We start from the raw sequence: 23,607 nt of genomic DNA, 5'->3' as shown, positions 1-23,607 counted from the left end.
CAGGGACGATCGAAGCAGGCATGCGTGAAGGGTCCGGTTCCGGTCGAACCGGACCATTCCACACACCCCCGCACAGCGCCGCGCGACCCCTCCGAAGCAGAGTTCACGCTGTGTAGCCCCGAGTGCTGTCCGTCAGAACTGACACGGACAGCAAAACTGGACAAATGCCATGTATTACCCCAGCACCCGCACACCCGCTGTACTCCAGGGCGCCGCTATTAATTGAGGGGTATCTATGAATAGAACGCTCAATCATGAGATGTTCGTCAATGTTTGCACTCCTACAATCGAAGCAGCTAAATATGGGGTCTCCCCTCCGGACGCGTGAAGATCTATGGTGGTCGGCGTCGGTTGTCCGACGAATTCCATCCCTCGGTGAAGGGTCGCCCAGCACGTCTGAATCGCGTCCACGGGAGTGACGGTGCAGAGCAGCCAGCACGGCGTTCCACGCGAGAGCACTCTGGACAAGTTGGCGCACAACGACGCCGCCGAGCGGTTCCGTAGCTGGACAGGGCCGAGCCGGCCGATCGAGGCGCCCGCCGCCGAGCTGCGCGGCGACGCGCCCGAGCTGCCGGCCGTACACCTCGCGCGGGACCGGCTCATGGAGCAGCTCGACGCCGCGGTGTCACACCCCGTGACCCTCCTGTGCGCGCCGACCGGCTGGGGCAAGACCGTCCTGGTCGCGTCGTGGATCGCCGCCGGCCGGGCCCCCGGGCGCGCCGCGTACGTGCGGTTCGAGGCCAACTGCGGGGCCGGGGCATGGCGGCAGCTGACGCACGCGCTCACCGCCGCCGGCATCGCCGTCGACCCGGCCACCTACGCCTGGAGCAACGCCCACCACTACGAGCGCGCCGTCGTCGTCCTCGACGACCTGCACCACGTCGCCAACCACACCGTGCTGCGGCGGCTCGAGCGGCTCATCACCCGCCTCGGCGACCGGATCAGCTTCCTCATCCTCGCCCGGACCGAGCCGCCCCTGTCGCTCTACCGGTGGCGGGTCCGCGGCCAGCTCAACGAGCTGCGCACCGACCACCTCGCCCTCACCCAGGACGAGGTCGCCGGCCTCGCCGACGGCTACGGAGTGCGCCTCGCCCAGCACTTCCGCTACGCGCTCTGGCACGTGACCGAGGGCTGGCCGGCGGCGGTCGCGGTGATCCTGTCGGCGATGGTCGGCCGGCACGAGCCGGAGCGGCTGGTCACCGACATCGTCCTGGGTCAGGCCGGGCTCAACGAGGAGGTCGGGCTCAGCGAGTACGTCCGGCGGGAGATCCTGCAGCACCTCGACCCGGAGATCCGCGAGGTCATGCTGCGGACCTCGATCCTGGAGACGGTCTGCCCGGGCCTGGTCGAGGCGCTCACGGGCGGCCGCGGCGGCGCCCGGCTGCTCGCCCAGATGAGCCGCGCCAACTCGCTCGCCGGCTTCTACGGCGGCTCGCACTCCTGGTACCGCTACCGCAGGCTGCTGCGGGCGATGCTGCGCGCCGAGCTGCGCACCACCCTGTCCTTCGCCGAGGAGCGGGCCCTGCACCGGGCGGCGGCCGGCTGGTACGCGGCGAACGGGCTGCCCAGCGACGCCCTGACGCACGCCATCGCGGGCGGCGACTGGGTCTCGACCGAGCGGCTGTTCCTCCAGTACTGGCCGGAGCTGGCCGGCTCGGGCCCGCGGGCGCTGACCACCCGGGACGGGCCGCAGCCACCGCACGACATCGCCGAGCGGCCCATGCTCGCCTTCGCGCTCGCCCTGTCGTGCCGCGACACCGGCGACATGGTCGGCATGTCGGCGTTCATCCGGCTCGGCGAGCGCGGCCTCGGCGAGGCGCCGGGAGCGCTGCAGGCCGAGGTCCTCGCGGCGATGCGGCTCGCGGAGGCCGCCGCCACCGAGCACCCCGACCGTGCCCATGAGACCGCGGTGCGCCTGCTGGAGCGCACCGAGGACGCCGCGGGCGAGCACGTCTTCGCGGACTCCGCGGACGCGGCGCGGGCCGTGGCGCACCTGACCTTCGCCGGCGCGGCCATAGCGGGCGGCCGGCTCGACGAGGCCGAGGCCGAGCTGGAGCGCGGCGCCGACCTGGCCCGCAAGTCCGGCTTCAACCTGCTCACCGTGCAGGCGAACCGCCTGCGGGCGGTCGCGCACCTCAGCCGCGGCCGGTTGTCGGCGGCGGCGGCCTGCGCGCGGCGGGTCCTCGACGGCTGCCGCGACGCGGGGATCGCCGAGTCGCGCAACATCAGCTACGCCCGGCTGGTGCTCGCCACCGTGTGCCGGGAACGCGGCCAGCTCGACGAGGCCCGCTTCCACATCGAGGAGAGCGTCAACGCCAACGCGGTCCCCGACCCCAACGGCTGGGTCAGCGGGTCGGTCGCCCTGGCGCTGCTGCTCTTCGACCGCGGCGACCACGCCGGCGCGCTGGAGGCGCTCGAGCCGCTGATGGACACCAGGGTGGGCGTGATGCCGCGCTACGCCGACGTGGCGGTGCGGGCGCTGCACGCGGACCTGTGCCTGCTCGACGGCCGGATGGACCAGGCGCACACGGTCATCGCCGAGGCGCTGCGGCACTGGCCCGGCTCCGACGAGCCGCTGCTGGCACTCGGCCGCCTGCACCTGGCCGAGGGGCGGCCGGCGGCCACCGCGCAGGTGGCCGAGCGGATCCTCGACGAAGGGCCCGGGTCGCTGGTCACCGCCGTCTCCGCGACGGTGCTGCTGGCCCAGTCGCTGCGGCAGCTCGGCGACCTGGCCGGCGCGTCGGAGCAGATCGACCAGGCGCTGCGGATGGCCGGCCCGGAGGGGATCCGCCGGCCGTTCGACGGGCACGCCGGCTGGATCGCGGAGGTCCTCGCGTCGCCGCCGGTGCTCACCCCACCCCGGCAGCGCGACCCAGAGCCCGCCGACCCCGAGCCGCTCGCGGCGGCCCCCGTGTCCCCCGCCGCGTCCCCTGCCGCGTCCCCTGCTGTGTCCTCAGCCGCGCAGGACGGTCTCGCGGCCTGGTCCGCGCCCGCGGGGGAGCCGATGCCCGACCCGCTCACCGAGAAGGAGGCGCAGGTCCTGCTCTACCTGCGCAGCATGCTGTCGGTCGCGGAGATCGCCGCGGTGCTCAGCGTGTCGACCAACACCGTCAAGACGCACGTGCGGCACGTGTACAGGAAGCTCGGCGTCAGCCGGCGGCGCGACGCGGTGCGCCGGGCACGGGAGCTCAGCCTGATCTGACGCCTCACCCGCCGGTGTGGGACCGGCACCCCCGCCAACCACCCTCTGCGGGCGAGCCACCCACCCGGCCGTGAGGGCCACGATATGGGCGGTCGCCGGTGTTCCCGCCGCCGACCGACGTAGGCCTCAGGGGTGTGACGTGGTGACGACGGATGTTGCGGTCAACGGCGTGCGGGTGGGCGTGCGGTACGCGGTGGCGGACAGGATCGCCGGCGTCGGCGGTGACTGGTTTCTCGGCACCGCCCTGCCGGGCGGCGACGTGCTGCTGGCCGTCGGCGACGTGATGGGCCACGGCCCGGACGCGGCCGGCACCATGCGGCAGCTGCGGGCGTCGATGACGGCGCTGGCCCTGGCCGGCGACGAACCGGGCGTGATCCTCGCCGCGCTCAACCGGATGCTGTGCCGGCGCCGCGCGACGGTCCTCGCCACCGCGGTCTGCGGCCGGTTCCGCCCCGCCGACCGGATGCTCGTCTGGGCCCGCGCGGGCCACCTGCCGATCCTGCGGGCCAACACGGACGGTGTCGGGCCGCTGCGCCAGCCGCCCGGGATGGCGCTCGGCGTCGAGCCCTGCGCCGTGTACCCGCAGGCGGCCGTGCGGATCGAGCCCGGCGAGCTGCTCTTCATGTACACCGACGGCGTCGTCGAGCGCCGCGACCAGGCCATCGACCAGGGTGTCCAGGGTCTCGCCGACGACGTCCGGGCCGCGATGCGCGCGTCCGCGCCCGCCGAGCACCTGGACCGCGCGCTGGACGGGGTGCTGGACATGGCCTGGCGCGGCAACCTCGACGACGACGCCTGCCTGCTGGCCGCCGAGCCCGTGGCCGGGTAGCCCCACCCTCGGCGGCTCCCCCATCCGCGGCGCCCCACCCGGAGCGGCTCCGCGGTTCCTCCGGCGCCTCACCCATCGAGGGTGATCCCTGATCACCCGCCTCCCTCGAATCATCTTCCCCAGGCACGACGTGGACGTTCCGGGCGCGCGGGCGGCGCGTCCGGAACGACCATCCGGGCCTGTTCCGGGGGGAACAGAGAAACAACGGGGGAGATAGGCCGTGCCGGTCCTGGTTTCGACCGGGGCCGGCACGGCCCACACGTATTCCCGGACTGTTTCCCACTTGAAACCGATCCTGCAGACGGCAGAGGCAGTAGGGAGAGTACGGCGGATGGACAGCGGCGGCGGTGTGGTGAAGGAATGGACCACGTTCGGCACGACGATGCTCGCGCTCGTCGGCACGTTGAACGTCTCGCAAGGGCTGCTGGTGGGGTTCGCCAGCGGCGGTATTGGGTTCAACAGGAATGACGTGGCGTTCACCAGCGCCACCACCTGGGCCGCCGCGACGGTGACCCTCGGCGTGCTCCTCGGCGTCACCGGGTTCGCGCTGCGCGCCCGCAAGACCAGCGCCCGGGCCGTCGCGGTCAGCATCGTGGCGCTGCACGCGATCTCGCAGCTGGCCATGCTCCGGGCGTACCCGGCGTGGTCGCTGCTGATGATCACGCTCGACGTGATCATCCTGTTCGTCCTGACCGTGCCGAAGGGCAGGGCGGCCGCCGCCGGCGTTGAGCCGGAGGAGGCGCCGATCGCGTCGGTCACGAAGCTGGCGCTGCGGCGCAACAGCCGCAACGACCGGTACCGGGGCCGCCACAAGGCCGGCCGGCCGATCGTGCGCCACGAGGACGTGATCCTGGTGGACATCGTCGAGGAGCTCGAGCCCGCGGTCGGCAGGGTTCCGGTGGGCACCGACGTCGACGTCATCGACCTCGACTCGCCGCAGGTGTGGGTCCGGGCGGTCGGGCACGCCACCGTCCCGATGATCGTCGCCGAGCCGGTGCACGACATGGACGACTTCGTCGCCGTGCAGTGCGCCTCCCTCGACCCGCTCATGGACCCGCTGCCGGTGCTCATGGCCGCGCAGGCGGACACGGCGATCATCGAGGGTGTGATGGTCGAGGACGACGAGGAGATCTCGGAGGAGCTGGCCGCCATCGGCGCCCGCCCGTACGTCACCCAGTAACTCGAACACCCCACCGCCGACGGCGGCGGCGCCCCCAATGGAGTGGGCGCCGCCGCTGTTTTTGTGTCCGTTCGGGTGTCCCCGTACGGTGTCCGCCGGTGGTCCCGCCCCGCAGACCGGACGGCGCGAAGCAGCGCCGTTCGGGGGAGGCCGGACGACGCGACGCGAAGCAACCCGACCGCAACCGGCCCTCCCGGGAACCGGACAGCGCCACAGCAGCGGCGGTCCCCGGAGACCCGGACGGCGCAAAGCAGCGGCTGTCCCCGGAGACCGGACGGCGCAAAGCAGCAGCCCCCGGGGGATTCCCCGGGGGCCGCTTGCCGTGGCCGGCGAGCTGTCAGAGCAGGTTCAGCTCGCGGGCCCGTTCGATCACCTCTCGCCGCCTGCCGACCCCCAGCTTGCGGTAGATGTTCTTCATGTGCGTCTTCACCGTGTTGACGGACACGTAGAGCATCGAGGCGATCTCGCCCGCGGACAGGGTGCCCTGCAGGTAGCGCAGGACGGCCAGTTCGCGTTCGGTGAGCGGCTCCGCCAGCTCGCCCGCCGCGGCGGCCGGGCGGCCGAAGCCGTTGAGCTCGGTGGCGATGTCCTCGGCGACGCCGCGGTAGCCGCTGCCCGCCGGCAGGTAGGTCACCAGCAGCTCCCGGACCGGCTGGCCGCCGGCCACGAACGGCCAGCGGATGCCCTCGTCCTCGGCGCAGCGCAGCGCCTGCTCCAGGGCCCGGCCGGCCTTGCTCCGGTCGCCGAGCGCACGGAGCGCGCGGGCGCAGGTGAGGTTGGCGTCGACCGTCCACACCAGCGAGCCGGTGGTGTACTCCAGGAACGGCTGCACCGCACCGAGGGCCGCCGCGGGGCGGCGCTCGGCGAGGGCGGCCTTCGCCCGGACGACACCCAGCCACGGCGTCAGCAGATCCACCGGCTCCAGGTTGAGCAGCCGCTTCGCCGCCTCCACGTCGCCGGCGGCGAGCCGCAGCTCCGCCTCGGCGAGCGTGACGCAGTGCTGGAGCCGGGGCGTGTACCGCCAGTCCGCGAGCTGCCGCCGGATCGCGGCCAGCTCGGTGCAGGCGGCCCTGGCGTCGCCGGCGGCGGCCCGGATGTGTGCCCGGGACATCGTGGCGACCGCGACCAGGCCCGGGTCGGCCAGACCGCCGCCGTCCAGGGCCCGGTCCAGGTAGTGCTCGGCCGCCCGCACCCTGGCCTGCAGGTAGCAGACCTCGGCGACGGTGAGCTGCGCCCAGACCACGTCGCTGCCCTGCGTCTGCCCCTCACGGTCGGCGAGGGCCAGGGCCTCCTTGCCGTAGCGCATCGCCGCCGTCAGCCGCCCGCGGGTCGCGTTGAGCTGCGCGAGCTGCCGCAGCGCGGCCAGCTGCGACTGGATCCCGCCGCAGCGGCGGGCCAGGTTGAGCGCCTCGGTGAGCGCCAGCTCCGCCGCCCCCAGGTCGCCCTGCAGCAGGCGCGCGCCGCCGACGGCGACGAGCGCGAGCGCCCGCATCCGCGCGGTGTCCTGGTCGTCGAGGCCCATGTCGTCGCGCAGCAGCTGCGGCGCCGTGGCGAGGATCAGCTCGGGCTTGCCCGACTGGTGCGCCTCGGCCATCCGGAAGCTGTCGACGATGGGCTGCAACGCCGTGCGGGCCGACTCGACCAGCGTGTGCTGCGAGCGGTCGACCAGGTGCAGGAACGTCTCCGTGCCCTGCGGGTCGCTGGCGTCCAGGCGCTCCGCGGCGAAGGCCAGGGCCAGCCGCGGGTCGTTGCGGACCTCCTGCGGCGGCGGCGGGACCAGCTCCTTGATGGTCCGCAGCCGCGCCCCCGGCACCAGCTCCTGCCAGCTCGCGGCGAGCAGGTCGGAGGCCTGGCCCCAGTTGCGGGCGGCGAGCGCGTGCCGTAGCGCGTCGGCCGGCGAGTCGTGCGCGGCGAACCAGTCCGCGGCGCGGCGGTGCAGCTGCCGGACCTGCTCGGGCCGGCGGTGCCGCAGCTCGTCGTACAACATGAGACCGAAGAGCGGGTGGCACCGGTACATGCCGGCGTTGCCGCTGCCCTGCACGACGAACAGGTTGGAGTGTTCGAGCTGTGCCAGGATGCGGGCGCCGTCGACGCGGCCTGTCAGCGCCTCCACGAGCTCGGCGCTGACCTGGTCGAGCACCGAGGTGCAGAGGACGACCTCGCGGATGTCCTCCGGCAGGGTGTCGAAGACCTCGCCGACGAGGTACTCGCCGAGCGCCCGGTCCTGCAGCGCGAAACGGGGCACCAGGCTGTCAGGCTCCGGGTGCCCCTGCACGGCGAGCGCGGCGAGTCGCAGCCCCGCCGCCCAACCTCGCATCACCGCGTGCAGCTCCACGAGGGCCGACTCGGCGAGCCGGACGCCGTGCGCGTTGAGCATCTGCGCGGTCTCGTCGAGGGTGAAGCCGAGCGTCCCGTTCCGCAGCTCGGCGAGCGCGCCGCGGATGCGGAAGCGGTACAGGGTGAGCGCCGGGTCGGTCCGGCAGGCGATGACGAGACGCAGGCGGTCTCCCGCCTGGGAAAGCAGCGTCTCCAGCTCCCCCCACACCCGCGGGACGGACAGCTCCTGCAGGTCGTCGAGGATGACGACGACCGGCGGGCCGGGCCGCCGCAGCAGCACGACCAGCTCGTCGAGTGCCTCGCCACCGTCGGTCGCCGCCGCGGTGACCTGGTGCTCCGCGGTGGCCGCCGCGACCGCACCCAGCACGTGTTCCCAAAAGCGTGGGCCGTGGTGCGCCTCGACGGTCAACCACGCCAGCGGCCAGGGAGATCGCCCTGCCGCCACCCATTCTGCCAACAGAGTGGTCTTGCCCCACCCCGCCGGAGCGGAGATCAATGTCAAATGCCCCGCCACCGCACGATCCAATGCGTCCAGAAGACGCGGTCGTGGCACGTGATAGCGGGGCGGCTCAGGCACTGCGAAGTGCAGTGCGGGACGGGTGATGGTGTCAACGAGCGTTTTCTGCCCCAACGTTTTTCGCCCCCTCCCACCCACCGCAGCACGGCGGATGACCACGGGATTGTGAGGCGATTAAAGGTGAGGTCGCCTCACCCGTAGGGGGTGAACAAATAACAGTGCGTGTTCACCCGAGTCGGCGAACGCAACGGAAACCGACGTGACAGCTGCCGTTGTCGACCGCCTCCGGCTGTCGCGCCGCGGGGCGGAACCGGTGGTCATAGCCGGTGGAGCACAGGTAGGAGCCGCCTTTGACGACCCGGCTCGCATAGACGGCCGCCCCTGCCGGGGTGTCCACCCGCGGGTTTTCGGCGACCTCACCCCGGGGCTGGAGAGGATCATCACCCACGTCAAATCTGGCATTACCGGACCGGTAGTAGTCCGACGTCCACTCCCACACGTTACCGACCACGTCGAAGAGGCCGTACGCGTTGGCGGCGAACGCACCGACGGGGCTGGTGCCGTGGCCGCCGTCGCTGCGGTCCAGCCACGGGAAGATGCCGTGCCAGATGTTGGCCCGGCCCGGCTCGGGATCGTCACCCCACGGGTAGATCGCCTGGTCGAGCCCGCCGCGGGCGGCGAACTCCCACTCCGCCTCGGTCGGCAGGTCCTTGCCGGCCCACCTGGCGTACGCCGCGGCGTCCTCGTAGGCGACGTGGACCACCGGGTGCGCCGACTGGCCCCGGATGTCGGAGCCCGGCCCCCACGGATGCCGCCAGGACGCACCGGGGCGGAACTCCCACCACACCCGCCAGTCGCGGAGCGGCACCGGTCCGGGCGGCTGCACGAACACCATCGAGCCGGGCTGACCTTCGTCCTCCGGCTGCCGCTCCGCCACCGTCTCGTAGCCGGTCTCGGTCGTGAACAGGGCAAACTCGGCGTTCGTCACGGGATGCGAGTCGATCCAGAAGCCGTCAACGGTGACCTTGCGCACCGGCGCCTCTTCCGGATAAAAGCCGTCCGCACCCATGGCGAACGTGCCACCAGGTATCCAGGCCATCTCCACGACCGCATTGTGCTGGCGCCGCCGGGTGAGAAGTCCTCACCCGGTGCGGGTGACGGACGGTCCATCGATGAACGGGCGATCCAACTCACACGGGCCGGGTGATGTCCGGTCATCCGGTCGCCCCGAACGATCGGCTCAAAAGCACCGGTTCGCAATTTCCGCAAGGGAGGGAGGTCGCCACACGAGCTTCGCCGGATCCGGCCGCGGCGCCTCCTCTCTTGTCCGCCGCGGCCGGACGACGAACCTGCTCAAATTGGTCAGACCTGCCAGACCTGCCTCCTGCCGGTGTCCCGCTCGTGCAGAGGAAGGGAACACAGTGGCCATGACCAAGAGCAGAGCCGTGTGGTTCGGCTGGGTCACCTTCGCGGCCGTCATGCTCGTCGTGATCGGGCTCCTCAACGTGCTCGAAGGACTCGTCGCGCTGCTGCAGCGCCAGGTGGCGTTCATCGACAACAACAGTCTCGTCGTGGTCAACCTGACCGGCTGGGGCATCCTCATGCTGGTCTTCGGCGGGCTGATGCTGGCCGCCGGGATCGGGCTGCTGTCCCGCAACAGCGTCGCCCGGGTGGCGGCGATCGCCATCGTGGCGGTGCACATGGTGATCCAGGTCGGCTGGCTCGGCGCATACCCGGTGTGGTCGCTGTTGATGATCACACTCAGCGTGGTGGTCCTCTTCGCGCTCACCGTCCACTGGTCGGAGTCCATGCCTCCCTCCGTCGCGCCGGCCCCGGCGAGCCACCGGGCGGCCGACCGGGACTACCAGGCGGCGGACTACCAGGGGTACGGCAGCGGCATCCCGATGAACGCGCCGACCTCACCGCACCACCCCGCCGCGCAGACGTCCGGATCGGCCGCGTACGGGCCGAATGTGGGGCCCTACCCACCGAGCGGGCCGTATCAGGCGGGGCGGCCGGGTCCCGCGGCGCGGCCGAACGAGGGCGCGCACAGCGCGGCGGAGGCGAGCCAGCCGAGCCAGCCGGGCCGGCACGGCGACATGCCCACGACCGGCGAGGCACCGCAGCCGCCGCGGTACGGCGACATCGGCGGGGCCGGCGCGCACTCCCGGCAGGACGAGACGGCCCGGTGGTCGTCCGATCCGCCCCGGCACGCCGCACCGACCTCGGACCACGGCGTGATCTGAACCCGTGATCTGACAAGGCACACAGAAAGGAACTGGGTGGCTGCCCCCGTGGCAGCCACCCAGTTCTGTGTCTGGAAACGCTTGAGGCGCCGACGCGGGCCTGGGAGCGCGTCGGCGCCTCTCGCGCCGTCCTTCAGTGTTCAGACGTCTTATCGGGCCTGCTGTGTGACTTGCGATGGGTGGGCGGCCTCCTCCGGATCAGCCGCCCACCCATCGGCTCCCGCCGCCCTCGCTGAAGAGCGCCCGGTGCGCAGGATGCGGGCCGTGTTCACCGCTCGTCCTGCCCCGTTGAGTACCCCCTGCTCAACGGTGTTCACCTGACGCCCCAGCTGGGTCGTCACGCCGGGGACCACCGACGACGTGACGCCCGCGGCTGGCGGGAACGGGCGGACCGTCATCGACGGTGCAGCAGTCACCATCAGGGCCGCCCGCAGTTCGTTCATGGCAGGAATCCTGCTGGCTGTCAGAGTGATGCGTCCTCACCCCGGCGGGGTGATCGGCCAGCGGGCACATCGTCACTCCGCACAGGTGGGGCCGGGCACCTCCAGCGCAGCGACGCTCGTCAAGGAATGCCCGACTCACGGAACGGAGCACCACCATGGCCACGCTGACCGTCTGGAAGTTCGACACCCCCGAGGGGGCGTCCCGCGCCGCCGAGAAGCTCCAGGGCCTCGCGAAGGAGGGCCTGGTGAACATCGAGGACGCCGCGACCGTCTCCTGGGAGGAGGGCGCCAGCAAGCCCAAGACCCGGCAGATGCACAACCTGACCGGCCGGGGCGCGCTCGGCGGCATGTTCTGGGGCATGCTCTTCGGCCTGATCTTCCTCATCCCGCTGTTCGGCATGGCCGTCGGCGCGGCCGCCGGCGCCATCGCGGGCTCGCTGCGGGACGTCGGCATCGACGACGACTTCATCAAGCGCACCCGCGACGAGATCCAGCCGGGGACGTCCGCGCTGTTCGTGCTGACCACCGACGTCGTGGTCGACAAGGTCCGCGACGCGTTCGCCGGCGACCGGCCGAAGCTCCTGCACACCAACCTGTCCAAGGAGCAGGAGGAGCACCTGCACGAGGTCTTCGTCTGAACCACACACTCCTTACTCCTTCTCTCTCCCCCGGGGACGGTGACGCCCGGTGGTCCACTGTGGACCACCGGGCGTCTCGGGGCAGAACGTCTTCAGGCATTCGGCAGGTCGGCCATCTCCTTCTCCGCGGACTCGACCTCCGCGGTCAACTTGGCGTGCTGCTCGGACAGGGCGTCCAGCAGCTTCTTGGTGGTCTGCAGGCTCTCGGCGCCGATGGATCGGGTCGACGCCAGGAGGTTCTCGGCCGCCTCGCGTTGCCGCTGGCGGCGGGTGTCCCACTGCACGCGGCGGGCCTGCTCGGCGCGGGCCTCCTCCGAGCGACGTTGCGCGAGCGCGGTCTGGAAGTCGCGGATCGCGTCCTCGGCGTGCTTGCGGGCGTCGGCGAGCAGCGCCTCCCCCGCGGTACGGGCGCCGTCGAGCTCCTCGGCGGCCCGCTTGCGCAGGTCGTCGGCCTCCTGCTCGGCCAGCTCGATCATCTGCTGGATCCGGCCGCCGACGGCCTTCGAGGTCTCGTCGCCGCACGTGCACTGGCGGACCTGTGTGTTGAGCCGTTCGACCTTGCCCGCGAGCTGCTGCTCCCGGTAGCGCGCCGAGGCAAGCTCCGTCTCCACGGTGGTCAGCCGCATCTGCAGGGTGGCGATGTAGCGATCCACCTGGCCGCGGTGGTAACCCCTCAGGGCAAGCTCGAACCCGTTCTCGCCGCGGAGCTCGATCTCACCGACAAGCGCGCTCATCCTGGGCTCATCCCTCCCCGCCCGTCGACGCGACGGGCGATAGCGGGAACGCTGCCGACCAGTGTGGTGACCGCGCGTCATCCGATCCGGGTGAGCCTCCTGCACGCGGCGCGCCGGTGCAGCGATGTCGATGGAACCGTTGCTACGCAAGGCAAACAGCCACATCGGCCGAGGGAAGACCACCCAGGCAGGGTGAGGCCCCGCAGGTTGGAGCGGTGCTTTGCTCGTCACGTTTGGCGAGGTATGAAATCGGGGGGCACCGAGTGTCGCAAGCGTTGGTACAGCAGGATCGCCGTGGAACGGCCCCGTCGACGTTGGCGGTGCCGGACCTCCCACCCGGATACGTGCTGCGCGACCGGGTCGTCGCGCAGCTTGACACAGCTGTGCGCGCGCCGCTGACGCTGGTGACCGCGCCCGCCGGCTGGGGCAAGACCGCCGCCCTGGTCGCGTGGGCCCGCACCGTGCGGATCGGTGACGAGGTGCCCGTCGTGCGCTGGGTGACCGCACACTCGCCGGACGGCGCCGACGTGCCCGGCCGGCTCTGCGGCGCCCTCTCCGCGGGTGATCACGCGGCGCCCGCCGGGGACCTGAAGCCCGACATGTACGCCGACGACCTGCCGCGCGCCGTCGACGCGCTCGACCGCCCCCACGTCGTGGTCGTCGACGACGTACGCGAGATCAGCGACCAGGCCGCGCTCGCGGAGCTGGAGGCGCTGGTCCGGCACGGCATGGGCCGCCTGCACCTGGTGCTGTCCTGCCGGCGGGATCCGGCGTTGCCGTTGTACCGCTGGCGGGTCAACGGCTCGCTGACGGAGGTGCGCACGACCGACCTGTCGCTCACCATCGCCGAGACCGCGCAGCTGCTGGCCGCGCACGACGTCGTGCTGCCGGGCAGCACCCTGTACGCGCTGCACTCGATGACCGAGGGCTGGCCGGCCGGGGTGCGGCTGGCCGCGATGGCGATGCGCGGGCACCCGGAGCCGGAGCGGGTCCTCGACGACGGCGGCCCCTACAGCACCGCCGTCGGCGACTTCCTCACCGGCGAGGTCATCGAGCCCTTGCCCGCCGACACCCGCCGGCTGCTGCTCGACACGGCGGTCGCGACGCGCCTCAACGCCGGCCTGGTCGAGGCGATCACCGGCCGCGACGACGGCGCGCGGGTCCTCGCGGAGCTCAAGGGCTCCAACGCCTTCCTGACCCGCAACGCCGGCCCCGGCGGCTGGTACCGGTTCCACCCGCTCTTCGCCCGCACCCTGCACTCCGAGCTGCAGCGCCGCAACCCCGAGCGCGTCGCCGAGCTGCACCGCCGGGCGGCCGCGTGGCACTCGACCTACGGAATCCCGGCCGAGGCGATGCGGCACGCGCTGCTCGCCGAGGACTGGACCGGCGCCGTCGAGACGCTGGACCGGCACTGGCCGGACATCGTCGGCGGGGTCCGCTACGACCGCCCCCACGAGGCCGCGCCGCACCCGCCGGCCGGCGACGAGCACGCGGACCCGCGGCTGGCGCTGGCCTTCGCCGCGGAGCGCCTGCGGGTCGGCGACCTGGAGGGCACCCGCGACTACCTGCGCCGCAGCAACCGCGCCGCCGACACCCCGCCCGCCGCCAGCACCGGCCCCACGAACCCGACCGGCCCGACCGCGACCGGCCCGACCGCGACCGGCCCGACCGCGAGCAGCCCGACCGCGACTGGGACGCCTGCGACCACCACGAACCCGACCGGCCCGACCTCGACCGGGACGCCCGCAACGGGGACGACCGCAATGGGGACGACCGCGACCGGGACGTCCGCACCAGGGACGACCGCGACCGGCACGAACGGCCCCACGACCGCCACGACCGCCAGCACCACCGGCACGACCTCGACCGGGCCGGCCGCCACCGCCACCGGCGGTGGCGGCGCCGGAGCCACGGACGTCACGAACTCGCCCGGCAGAGACGGCGACAACAGCCCCGCCGGAGCCCCCAGCACCAACGGCACGAGCGGCGGCAACGGCAACGGCGAGACCGCGCCGGCGAGCGCGACCGCCACGAACACCGGCACCGCGTTCGTCACGAACACGAACGGCACGAACGGGATCGGCACGAACGCGTCCGGCGGAGACGGCGGCAAGAGCACCGGCACCGGGCCCGCGAACGTGGCCGCCACCGGCGGCTCCGCGGGAGGGACCTCCGCGAGCGGTCCGGCCGGCATGAACCGGGCGGCGTACGGGATGGGCGCGAACGGACCGACCGGCAACGTCGGCTCGACCGTCGGCCGGGCCGGGGCGACCGGATCCAGTGTGCCGGCCGCGCTGCACGTCCCGGCCGCGAACGGTGGCGGTGCGACGGCCGTGATGACCGCGCCCGCGCCGAGCGGGACGTCCGCCGGTACACCCGCCGCTGGACCGGTCGCGGCAGCCGGTGGCACACCGAAGGAGCCCGCCGCGGCCAAGCCGCCGGCCCGGGTCAGCGCGCGGATGATGGCCGGGTTCATGGCCGCCGAGGCGTGGCTGTCCGGCGACCCGCGCAGGACGCTCGCCGCCCTCGGGGAGCTCAACCGGCCCGAGGACCAGACCGACGAGGTCCGGGCACTGTCCATGTTGGACGAAGGCGCGGCCCGGCTACGGCTGGGTGAGCTCGCCGCCGCCGGGTCGCCCCTGCACGGGGCTCTGGTGCTCGCCCAGCGCACAGGCATGGCGCAGACGCAGGTGTGCGCCGCGGCGCAGCTGTCGGTGCTGGAGGCGGCCCGCGGCAGGCTGCGGGCGGCGGCTCGGCTCGGCCGGCAGGCGCTGGTGACCGCGGACCGCTTCGGCATCACCGACGCGACCGACCTCGGCTGGGTCCGGATGGCCCTGGCCAGCGTGTACGGCGAATGGGACCGCATCGCGGAGGCCGACCGGCTCCTCGACGAGGGCCTCGACCTGGCCGCCGGCGACCCCGACCTGCTCGTCGCGATCGCGACGGTGCGGGCGAAGCTCCGCCACGGCTCGGGCCGGCTCGCCGCCGCCCTGGAGGTGCTGCACACCGCCCGCCGCGAGCTCGGCGGCGCGCCGCTCACGCCCAGCGTGGAGCGGGCCCTGGCCCTGACGGAGGCGGAGCTGCGAATCAGCGGCGGGGACCTGGGCGCGGCCCGGCGACTCGTCGCGACCGGCGGCGACCCGGACGTGTACCCGGGATGGGCCGCCTGTGTCGACGCGTCGGCGGCGCTGGTCGAGGGCAAGGCTGCCGCCGCCGCGTCGACCGCCCAGCAGTACGCGACCCCGTCGGTGGACACGGCGCTGACCTGGACCGTGCACGCCGCGATCCTGACGTCCCTCGCCGGCCGGGCGCTCGGCGACCGCAACCGGGTGCTGCGCGGCCTGGAGGTCGCCCTGGACATCGCGGAGGAGGAGAGCTTCCGCCGTCCGTTCCTCGTCGGCGGGCACCCCGTGCGGGACCTCCTGGCCAACTTCGCGCCGCTGCTGCCCGTGTACCACCCCCTCGCGGCCGAGCTGGCCGCCGGTTCGTCGCCGCTGGCGGGCGGCGGGCGCGGCGCCGACGGCAGCCTCGTCGAGCCGCTCACCGAGCGGGAGCTGACGGTGCTGCGGTACCTGCAGGGCACGATGTCCAACCTGGAGATCGCCTCGACGCTGTACGTGTCGGTCAACACCGTCAAGACGCACGTCAAGAACATCTACCGCAAGCTGCACGCCGGCCGTCGGCGCGAGGCCGTCGAGCGGGCGCGGGAACTGCGGCTGCTGTGATGCTCGTCCGGGCCGTCGACGAGGGAACCGGACCGGCGACGGCCGCAACGCACCGCTGTGTCTGGGCGGCGCTCGCGGCCACCGTCGCCTGGCCGGCGCTCAATGTCGGCGGCGTCACCCACCCGCAGGCCGCCGCCGTCGGGGTCGGCCTGCTCACGGTGCTGCCGCTGCCGGGGCCGGCGCTGGGCATCGCGTTCGCCGCCGGGCTGGTCCTGATGACCGGCCAGCCCTTCGCACCGCTGTTCGCCCTGGCCGCCGCGTCGCTGATCGCGCTGGTGGGCGTGCCGGCGCAGCACCTGCCGAGCTGGATGGGGCCGCTGTCGCTGCCGACGCTCGGGGCGACGGCCCTCTTCGCCGGGCTCGTCGCCGGACTGCCCGGGGTCCTTGCCGGACTGCTGCTGGCGAGCGCCACCTCGGCGCTGATCCGGCGTGCTTGAGTACCTCCGCGGGCGGCGTACCGCGATCGTGCGCCAGCAGGCGGGCGCGGCGCAGCGGGCCCTTGCCGGCGCGTCCGGGCAGCCGCGCGTCGGCCCGTTCTGGCCGGCCGACAACTGGGTGTTCGTCGCGTACGCGGCGGCCCTCGCCTGCGCCGCGATCGCCGCGCTGGGCATCCACTGGCTCGGCGCGCCGCCGCTGGGCCGCGCGATCCTGGCCGCGGTCGCCGCCATGGGGTTCCTGCTCGCCGGGCTGCACCTGGTGAGGACGCCGGCGAGCCGGGAGCGGTCGCTGCGGCAGTACCTCACCGACCCCCGCGACCGGTCCATGTTCGAAGAGGCCGCCGCGTACGCCGACCGGATCGTGCTGACCTGGCCCGCGCTGGAGCGGCTCGGCGACCCGACCGATCCCCACGACACCCTGGAACGCACGCTGTGGGACCTCGCGCACGCCCTCGCCGAGCGCGGCGAGCTGCGGACCGCCGCCCGGGCGCTGCGCGCGTCGGTGGGCGAGCCGATCGGCGCGGGCCTGCTGTTCGCGGCCGTCACCGACAGGCAGGCGGAGCTCACGCAGCGGCTGACCGAGGTCGACGCCGAGGTGAGCCGGCGGGTCGGGCAACTGCGGCACCTCGCCGGGCTGTGCCAGGGGTTCCTGGACCAGCGGGCGGCGCAATCGCGGGCCCGCGTGCGGATCGACGCCGCCGACGCGCTGCTCGGCGCGATCAGCGGCCGGCCGCCCCGCGACGCGGAGCCCGCGGAAACACTGACAGAACGGACCGAAACGGTACTAGCCGCATACCGCGAACTGGCCGACGAATTCGAGTAGCTACCCTGCCGTGGTGTTGAAAACCAGGCTGTTGATTGGTTCGGGGATCGCCGTCGCAGCCGTGGGGCTGTTCTTCGCATACCTGCGGATGGCGTACGCGTTCCCGATCAACAGCGACGGTGCGAGCAACGCGCTGCAGGCCTGGGACATGTTCCACGGCAACCCGCTGCTGTCGGGATGGACGCTGTCCGACGTCGCGTTCTACCCGACGGAGCTGATCCAGTACGCGATCGTCCAGGTCTTCACCGGGCCGACCGTCGACCAGATCCACATCGCGGCCGCCATCACGTACACGATGATCGTGCTGCTCGCCGCGGCCCTCGCGAAGGGCCGCGCGACCGGGCTCCAGGCGTGGCTGCGGGTCGGGGTGACCGTCGCGATCCTGCTGTGCCCGGTGCCCGGCACCGGCTACCAGACGCTGCTGTCCTCGCCCAACCACACTGGCTCCGCCGTGCCGCTGCTGCTGGCGTGGGGGGCGATCGACCGGATGCGCGACACGAAGGCGAAGCCGGTCGTCGTGGCACTGTTGCTGGGCTGGGGCGCGTGGGGGGACCCCCTCGTCACGTTCGTCGGCGCCGTCCCGCTCGCCCTGGTGTGCCTGGTCCGTGCGCTGCGGCTGCCGGGGTCGCTCCGGAGCCGCCTGACGAGCATGGACTTCCAGCTGGCGGTCGCCGCCGGCATGTCGGTGGCCCTGTCGCACCTGGCGACCTGGGCGCTGCACGCGATCGGCGGCTACCACACGCCGAAGCCGCCGATCGAGCTGTCGCCGTGGGACGAGTGGTTCGGCCGGGCGCACATGACGGCGCGGATGCTGGGCGTGCTGTTCGGCACCCACCGGCCCGGCTGGCAGGGCAAGTGGGTCCAGCAGGGCGTCTCGTACCTGCACCTGATCGGGTTCGTCGTCGCGCTGGTCGCCGTCGCGATCGTGCTGCTGCGGACGCTGCGCGGCACCGCCGACCGGGTCGAGTCCATCATGGCGATCGCGATCTGCTGCGACATCGGCGCGGAGATCGTGTCGACGCTGCCGGTCGACCTGATGGCGGCGCGGGAGATCTCGCCCGTGCTGCCGATGGCCGCGGTCATCGCCGGTCGCGTCGTCGGGCCGCGGCTCATGGCCGCCGACGGGCTCGCCGGCCGGCGGTTCACGGCCCGCTGGCGGCAGGGCGTGCTGGCCGGCGTGCTGGCGCTGCTCACGCTGAACCTGGTGGCGTACTCGCCGCCGCGCGCCCAGGCGTCCGAGGGGCAGGAGGTCGCCGACTGGCTGCAGGCCCGCGGGCTCACCTACGGCCTCGGCGCCTACTGGGTGTCCAACAACATCACCGTCACCACGCACCGGAAGGTGACCGTCGCGCCGGTGATCGGCGATCACGACCGGGTGATCCCGATGTGCTGGCAGTCGAAGACCGACATGTACGACGCGGCGCACGACGCCAGGTTCATCGTCTTCGAGAAGGACCGCCCGTTCTACGGCACGCCGGCGCAGGCGATGCGCATGTGGGGGTCGCCGAAGCAGCGCTTCGACAGCGGCCGCTACGCGGTGCTGGTGTACGACGTCAATCTCCTGGCAGGGTTCCCGCCAACCTGCTGACGCCTCAGGCTCACCTGACGTTTATACAATCGTCGATGTGCGCCGGTTCGTCGTCTGGGGTGACAACGCTCTCGCACGGCGGCTGGTCGGCGAGCTGATCAACAGCTACGGCGCGCAGGTGACGGCCGTGGTCCCGTCGCTCACGCAGAACCTGGCGCCCGAGATCGCCGAGCTGTGCGCGCCCGACCCGTGGTCGATGGTGGTGCAGGAGCGTCGCCTGACGGCGGCCACGTTCCTGCGGCCCGAGCTCGCCGACGCCGAGGCGATCGCGTTCGTCGACGCCGACGACGTCGCCAACGTCGACGCGGCGCTGATCGCCCGGGAGGCGCTGCCCGACGTCCGGGTCGTGCTGCGGATGTTCAACACCGTGCTCGGCGCCGGCGTGGCGTCGCGGGTGCGCAACTGCGCGGTCCTGTCCGCGTCGGAGATCGCCGCGCCGGCGTTCGTCGCGGCGGCGCTCGGCGACAACACCCCGACGTCGATCCAGCTCACCGACGGCCAGCGGCTCGCCGCCGTCGACCGTGCGCTCGCGAACCCGGCCGACATCCGGTGCGGCCTGGCGGACACCGCCGCCGGCGTCACCCTGCCCCCGGACGACGCCGCCGACCTGGTCCTCGTCAGCGTCTACGGCCAGGTCCAGCCGGCGCCGCGGCGCGACGGCCGACACCCGCTGCGGATGACCCGGCTCGTGCTCAAGGGCGGCCTGCGACGGGTCCTCGCCGGCGTGTTCGCCCTGATCGCGACCGGCAGCGTCGTGGTCGCCACCGTCCGGGACCTGAGCCCGTGGCGGGCGCTGTACGTCACCGTGCTCACGACCCTCGGCGGCGCCAACGCCGACCTGGAGGCCGGCCGGATCAGCCAGGCCGTCGACCTCGCGCTGGTCTTCGCGGGCGTCGCGGTCATCCCGGCGGTCACCGCCGCCGTCGTCAACACCCTCGTCAAGGCCCGCCTGAAGATCGCCGCCGGCGGTCTGGCCGTGCCCGTCGGCGACCACGTGATCGTCATCGGCCTCGGCAACGTCGGCGCGCGCGTCGTGCAGGGCCTGCACGACCAGGGCATCGACGTGGTGGCCGTGGACCGCGCCCCGACCGCCCGCGGCGTGGCGGTCGCCCGGGCGCTCGGCATCCCGGTGATCCTCGGCGACGCCAAGGACACCGAGACCCTCGAGGCCGCGTCGGTGGCCACGGCCCGCTGCCTCGTCATGGTCACCACCGACGACGTCACCAACCTGGAGGCGGCCCTGCTCGCCCGTTCGCTGCGCGCCGACCTGCGGGTCGTGCTGCGGCTGTTCGAGGAGGACTTCGCCCGGCGGATCAAGGTCGCCTTCGGCATCAACCACTCCCGCAGCGTCTCCTACCTGGCCGCCCCCGCCTTCGCCGCGTCGATGGTCGGCAGCGAGGTCGTCGACACGATCCCCGTCGGCCGCCGCGTCCTGCTCGTCGCGGAGGTCCGCGTCGGCGCCCGCTCGCTGCTGGAGGGCCGCCCGTTCCACGAGGTCGGCGTCGCCGACGAGCTCCGTCTCGTCGCCGTCCAGACCGGCCGCCCCGGCCTCGGCCAGGGCGTCCAGACCTTCTGGTGGCCCGAACGCAACCGCGGCCGGACCCTCGACCGCAGCCACACGATGATCGTCGTGGCGACCCGCGCCGGCCTCGTCTCCCTGCTGGAGCGGGCCGCCACCCGCCCCTGACACCCGCCGGTCACCCTGGCCGGGCGACCGTCGAGCGCTCCACGTACCGCGGCCGCTGACGTGAACACGTCGAGCGCTCCGCGATCACGCGCAAGCTGATGACCGACGCCCCGATCGAGGCCCTGCGCCGACCCGCGACGCAGGGCTGGTTCACTTGCCGGTGTGAACCCGCGGCGGTACGGCGCCATCGACGTCGACTATCCGGACACCGGGGGCGCCCGGGGTGCGCTGGTGGTCGCCGGCGAGCCGACGTTCGGCGCGCTGCTCGACGAGCGCGTCACCTGGCTCGACGACGTCGCCCCGTATGAGCCGGGCGCCTTCTACAAGCGCGAGCTACCGGCGGTCCACGCGCTGCTGGATCCGCTGCCACCGCTCGACCTGCTCATCGTCGACGGTTACGTCGACCTGGACCCGGACGGCCGCCCGGGCCTCGGCGCGCACGTCCGCGACGCGCTCGGCATCCCCGTGGTCGGCGTGGCGAAGACCGCGTTCCGCAGCGCCACCCACGCGGTCGCCGTGCGCCGTGGCGGCGCCGACCGGCCCCTGTTCGTCACCGCGGCGGGGGTACCGCTCCCCGACGCGGCCGCGATGGTCGCGGCGATGGCCGGGGCGTTCCGCCTGCCGGACGCGCTGCGCCGGGTCGACGCCCTCGCCCGGGGGCGAGCCACCCCTTTCCAGCGATAGTCTTCATATGTAGAGTTTCAGGTATGCCGAGGTTGCCGCACTCGTCGCCACAGACGCTGCACGTCTTCGAGGCCCTGCTCGCCGCGCCCGACGCGTGGCGGTACGGGTATGACCTGAGCCGCGAGACCGGGCTGGCGTCCGGTTCGCTCTACCCGATCCTGATGCGCCTCGCGGAGGGGGCGCTGCTGGAGACCCGCTGGGAGCCGGCGGAGCAGCCCGGGCGTCCCCCGCGCCACCTGTACCGGCTGACTCAGGACGGCGCGTCGCTGGCCCGCTCGCGCCTGGCCCGGCGCGCGGCGCAGGCTACCGCTCCGGCGCCGCGCCTGCACCCGCGGACCGCGTCGTGAGCGCCGTCCACCGGCTCGCCCGCGGCGTCCTGACGGTGGCGTTCGCCGGCAGCCGCAGCCCGTGGGGCGCCGCCGTCATCGCCGAGCTCGACGAGGTCAAGGGCACCTGGCCGGTGCTGCGCTGGACCGCCGGCGGCCTGTGGGTCGCGGTGCGGGAGCGGCGCCGGGTCCGCCGTGCCGTCGTCGCGGCCCTGGTCGCGACCGCCGCGCTGGCCGCGTTTCAGCTCCGCTCGATCCCGTCGGGCGCGATGGCGCCGACCTTGTCGATCGGTGACCACGCGGTCGTCGACCGGCTCTCGTTCCGGCTGACGGGCATCGACCGCGGCGACGTCGTCGTGCTGCGCGCCCCGTCGGGCGCCGGCGGCTCGTTCACCACCGTCGACAGGGTCATCGGCCTCGCCGGCGACACCATCGACTGCGCCGGCGGCAGGGTGCGCCGCGACGGCACGCCGCTGGACGAGCCCTACGTCCACGGCGCGGCCACCGGCTGCACGCCGGTGACGGTCCCCGACGGCATGCTCTACGTCCTCGGCGACAACCGCGAGGTCGCCCGCGACTCCCGCCACTACGGCCCCGTGCCCGCCTCCGGCGTCACCGGCCGCGTCCTGCTGGTGTGATCCCCGTGGCACGTTTCGGGGATTCGACGGTCCGCAAGATTGACTAACGTTGTCTTCGACAGCAACGGGAAAACACACCGGACACCGGGGAGAAATGCAATGAGCGAGTGGGACAGCGGCGACAGCGGCGACCACGGGTACGACGGCGGCACCGACTACGGTCACGTGGAGGCCGGTGCGGACCACGAGTCGCTGGACCAGCTGCACCAGGTGCACGCGGCTGACAACAACTACGACTCGAACTTCGGCGTGTACGAGCAGGACTCCGCGTCGGCCGAGTCGACGTCGTTCGACCAGGGTCACCACGTGTCGTTCACGGACCCGTCGGGTGCGCAGTACGAGGAGTCGGACTTCACCTCGTACGACCACAACGAGGCCAACGCGGACCACGTGTTCGCCGCGGAGGGTTCGGAGCAGTCGTCGGTGTCGGAGTACGACCAGCTCGACGCTCTGCAGCAGCGCCTCGACAGCACGTTCGCCTCGAGCACCCAGCTGCAAACCGACGGCGGCAGCGCCGCGCTCGGTGTCGCCTCCAACTAAGTTCCACCGCGAAAGGCCGGCCCTTCCGGGCCGGCCTTTCGCCGTTTCAGTGACCCAATACGGGGTGCGGCGCGTACGGCGCCTCGAGGCGCTCGATCTCCTTCTCGTCCAGGGTCAGCTCGGTCGCGGCGATCGCGTCCTCCAGGTGCGACAGCTTCGTCGCGCCCACGATCGGCGCCGTGACGACCGGCCTGGACAGCAGCCACGCGAGCGCCACCTGCGCCGGGGCGACCCCGCGCTCGCCGGCCACCTCCGCGTTGACGTCCACGACGGCGAAGTCGTCGTCGGTGTACATGGAGCTGAACGCGTCGCTCGCCGCCCTCGTCGTGCGCCGCTCGTCGCCGCGCCCGCGGTTGCCGGCCAGCATGCCCCTGGCGAGGGGGCTCCACGGGATGACGCCGATGCCCTGGTCGGCGCAGAGCGGCAGCATCTCCCGCTCCTCCTCGCGGTAGACGAGGTTGTAGTGGTTCTGCATCGACACGAACTCCGTCCAGCCGTTGGCCCGGGCCGTGTGCTGCATCTTCGCGAACTGCCACGCGTACATGCTGGAAGCGCCGATGTACCGGGCCTTCCCCGACCGCACGACGTCGTGCAGCGCCGCCATGGTCTCCTCGACCGGGGTCTCCGGGTCGAAGCGGTGGATCTGGTACAGGTCGACGTGGTCGACGCCGAGCCGCCGCAGCGAGTTGTCGATGCCGGCGAGGATGTGCTTGCGCGACAGCCCCGAGTCGTTGGGGCGGTCGCTCATCACGCTGTACACCTTGGTGGCCAGCACGTAGTCGTCGCGGCGCGGGAAGTACTTCGCCAGCAGCCGCCCCGTCACGGTCTCGCTGGCGCCGAGGGAGTAGACGTCGGCGGTGTCGAAGAACGTGATCCCGGCCTCGACGGCACGCCGCACGAACGGGTCCGCGGCCTCCTCGTCGAGCACCCAGTCACGCCACGCGGGATCGCCGTAGCTCATCATGCCGAGACAGATCTCGGAGACCTTCAGCCCGGTCCGGCCAAGTCGCACCTGCTTCATGTCTGAAAAACT

General features: G+C 73.0%; 18 protein-coding genes. 14 read left to right on the top strand and 4 right to left on the bottom strand.

Annotated elements, in window-relative coordinates:
* Nucleotides 1-469: 469 nt before the first annotated feature.
* The 3 genes from AB0I21_RS03255 (at nucleotide 470) to AB0I21_RS03245 (ending at nucleotide 5,211) form a co-directional block, all read left to right on the top strand.
* Complete coding sequence (locus AB0I21_RS03255; RefSeq protein ID WP_360558659.1) at nucleotides 470-3,202, top strand: LuxR C-terminal-related transcriptional regulator; 2,733 nt, start codon at nucleotides 470-472, stop codon at nucleotides 3,200-3,202.
* Nucleotides 3,203-3,344: 142 nt separating this feature from the next.
* Nucleotides 3,345-4,031, top strand: coding sequence for a PP2C family protein-serine/threonine phosphatase (locus AB0I21_RS03250; protein WP_360558657.1), 687 nt, complete (start codon nucleotides 3,345-3,347; stop codon nucleotides 4,029-4,031).
* Between the two features lie 331 nt (nucleotides 4,032-4,362).
* Nucleotides 4,363-5,211, top strand: a complete 849-nt coding sequence (locus AB0I21_RS03245; RefSeq protein ID WP_360558656.1) for a hypothetical protein — start codon at nucleotides 4,363-4,365, stop codon at nucleotides 5,209-5,211.
* Between the two features lie 337 nt (nucleotides 5,212-5,548).
* Here the strand turns inward: AB0I21_RS03245 and AB0I21_RS03240 are convergent, their stop codons facing one another.
* Entirely contained in the window at nucleotides 5,549-8,101 is a 2,553-nt protein-coding gene (locus AB0I21_RS03240) for a LuxR C-terminal-related transcriptional regulator (RefSeq protein WP_360558654.1), read from the bottom strand.
* Nucleotides 8,102-8,291: 190 nt separating this feature from the next.
* Complete coding sequence (locus AB0I21_RS03235) at nucleotides 8,292-9,164, bottom strand: formylglycine-generating enzyme family protein (RefSeq protein WP_360558685.1); 873 nt, start codon at nucleotides 9,162-9,164, stop codon at nucleotides 8,292-8,294.
* A gap of 328 nt (nucleotides 9,165-9,492) precedes the next feature.
* Here AB0I21_RS03235 and AB0I21_RS03230 point away from each other — a divergent pair, with 328 nt between their 5' ends.
* Nucleotides 9,493-10,311, top strand: a complete 819-nt coding sequence (locus AB0I21_RS03230) for a hypothetical protein (protein WP_360558652.1) — start codon at nucleotides 9,493-9,495, stop codon at nucleotides 10,309-10,311.
* Between the two features lie 598 nt (nucleotides 10,312-10,909).
* Nucleotides 10,910-11,392: a DUF1269 domain-containing protein gene (locus AB0I21_RS03225; RefSeq protein WP_360558651.1), complete on the top strand. Its 483-nt coding sequence runs from the start codon at nucleotides 10,910-10,912 to the stop codon at nucleotides 11,390-11,392.
* A gap of 92 nt (nucleotides 11,393-11,484) precedes the next feature.
* On the opposite strand, the gene AB0I21_RS03220 is transcribed toward AB0I21_RS03225, so the two are convergent.
* Nucleotides 11,485-12,126 (bottom strand): hypothetical protein, encoded by a 642-nt coding sequence (locus AB0I21_RS03220; RefSeq protein WP_344503888.1) that lies wholly within the window; start codon nucleotides 12,124-12,126, stop codon nucleotides 11,485-11,487.
* 320 nt (nucleotides 12,127-12,446) lie between these two features.
* On the opposite strand from AB0I21_RS03220, the gene AB0I21_RS03215 reads away from it, so the two are divergent.
* From AB0I21_RS03215 to AB0I21_RS03175, 9 genes are all read left to right on the top strand, one after another.
* Nucleotides 12,447-15,851 carry a LuxR C-terminal-related transcriptional regulator gene (locus AB0I21_RS03215; protein WP_360558650.1) on the top strand — a complete coding sequence of 1,135 codons (3,405 nt, stop codon included), beginning with the start codon at nucleotides 12,447-12,449 and terminating at the stop codon, nucleotides 15,849-15,851.
* Nucleotides 15,851-16,288 carry a hypothetical protein gene (locus AB0I21_RS03210; protein WP_360558648.1) on the top strand — a complete coding sequence of 146 codons (438 nt, stop codon included), beginning with the start codon at nucleotides 15,851-15,853 and terminating at the stop codon, nucleotides 16,286-16,288. The genes AB0I21_RS03215 and AB0I21_RS03210 overlap by 1 nt, the downstream gene beginning before the upstream one ends.
* Nucleotides 16,281-17,111, top strand: coding sequence for a hypothetical protein (locus AB0I21_RS03205; RefSeq protein WP_360558646.1), 831 nt, complete (start codon nucleotides 16,281-16,283; stop codon nucleotides 17,109-17,111). Before AB0I21_RS03210 ends, AB0I21_RS03205 begins: the two co-directional genes overlap by 8 nt.
* 13 nt (nucleotides 17,112-17,124) lie before the next feature.
* Nucleotides 17,125-18,699, top strand: a complete 1,575-nt coding sequence (locus AB0I21_RS03200) for a hypothetical protein (protein ID WP_360558644.1) — start codon at nucleotides 17,125-17,127, stop codon at nucleotides 18,697-18,699.
* A 37-nt stretch (nucleotides 18,700-18,736) separates the two neighbouring features.
* Nucleotides 18,737-20,386, top strand: a complete 1,650-nt coding sequence (locus AB0I21_RS03195; RefSeq protein WP_360558642.1) for an NAD(P)-binding protein — start codon at nucleotides 18,737-18,739, stop codon at nucleotides 20,384-20,386.
* Nucleotides 20,387-20,548: 162 nt separating this feature from the next.
* A complete protein-coding gene (locus AB0I21_RS03190; RefSeq protein WP_360558640.1) occupies nucleotides 20,549-21,070 on the top strand; it encodes an endonuclease V in 522 nt (173 codons plus the stop codon).
* A 23-nt stretch (nucleotides 21,071-21,093) separates the two neighbouring features.
* Nucleotides 21,094-21,417, top strand: a complete 324-nt coding sequence (locus tag AB0I21_RS03185; RefSeq protein WP_344503895.1) for a PadR family transcriptional regulator — start codon at nucleotides 21,094-21,096, stop codon at nucleotides 21,415-21,417.
* The gene (gene lepB / locus AB0I21_RS03180; RefSeq protein ID WP_360558638.1) at nucleotides 21,414-22,034 is read left to right on the top strand and encodes a signal peptidase I; all 621 of its coding nucleotides are present in this window, start codon (nucleotides 21,414-21,416) and stop codon (nucleotides 22,032-22,034) included. Before AB0I21_RS03185 ends, lepB begins: the two co-directional genes overlap by 4 nt.
* A gap of 99 nt (nucleotides 22,035-22,133) precedes the next feature.
* Complete coding sequence (locus tag AB0I21_RS03175) at nucleotides 22,134-22,574, top strand: hypothetical protein (RefSeq protein WP_360558636.1); 441 nt, start codon at nucleotides 22,134-22,136, stop codon at nucleotides 22,572-22,574.
* 46 nt (nucleotides 22,575-22,620) lie between these two features.
* On the opposite strand, the gene AB0I21_RS03170 is transcribed toward AB0I21_RS03175, so the two are convergent.
* On the bottom strand, nucleotides 22,621-23,595 hold the full coding sequence (locus tag AB0I21_RS03170; protein ID WP_360558634.1) for an aldo/keto reductase: 975 nt from the start codon (nucleotides 23,593-23,595) through the stop codon (nucleotides 22,621-22,623).
* Nucleotides 23,596-23,607 lie beyond the last annotated feature (12 nt).

It is taken from the genome of Dactylosporangium sp. NPDC050588 (genome assembly GCF_040654975.1).
Lineage (GTDB): Bacteria > Actinomycetota > Actinomycetes > Mycobacteriales > Micromonosporaceae > Dactylosporangium > Dactylosporangium maewongense.
This window is presented reverse-complemented; position numbering and strand designations above follow the sequence as displayed.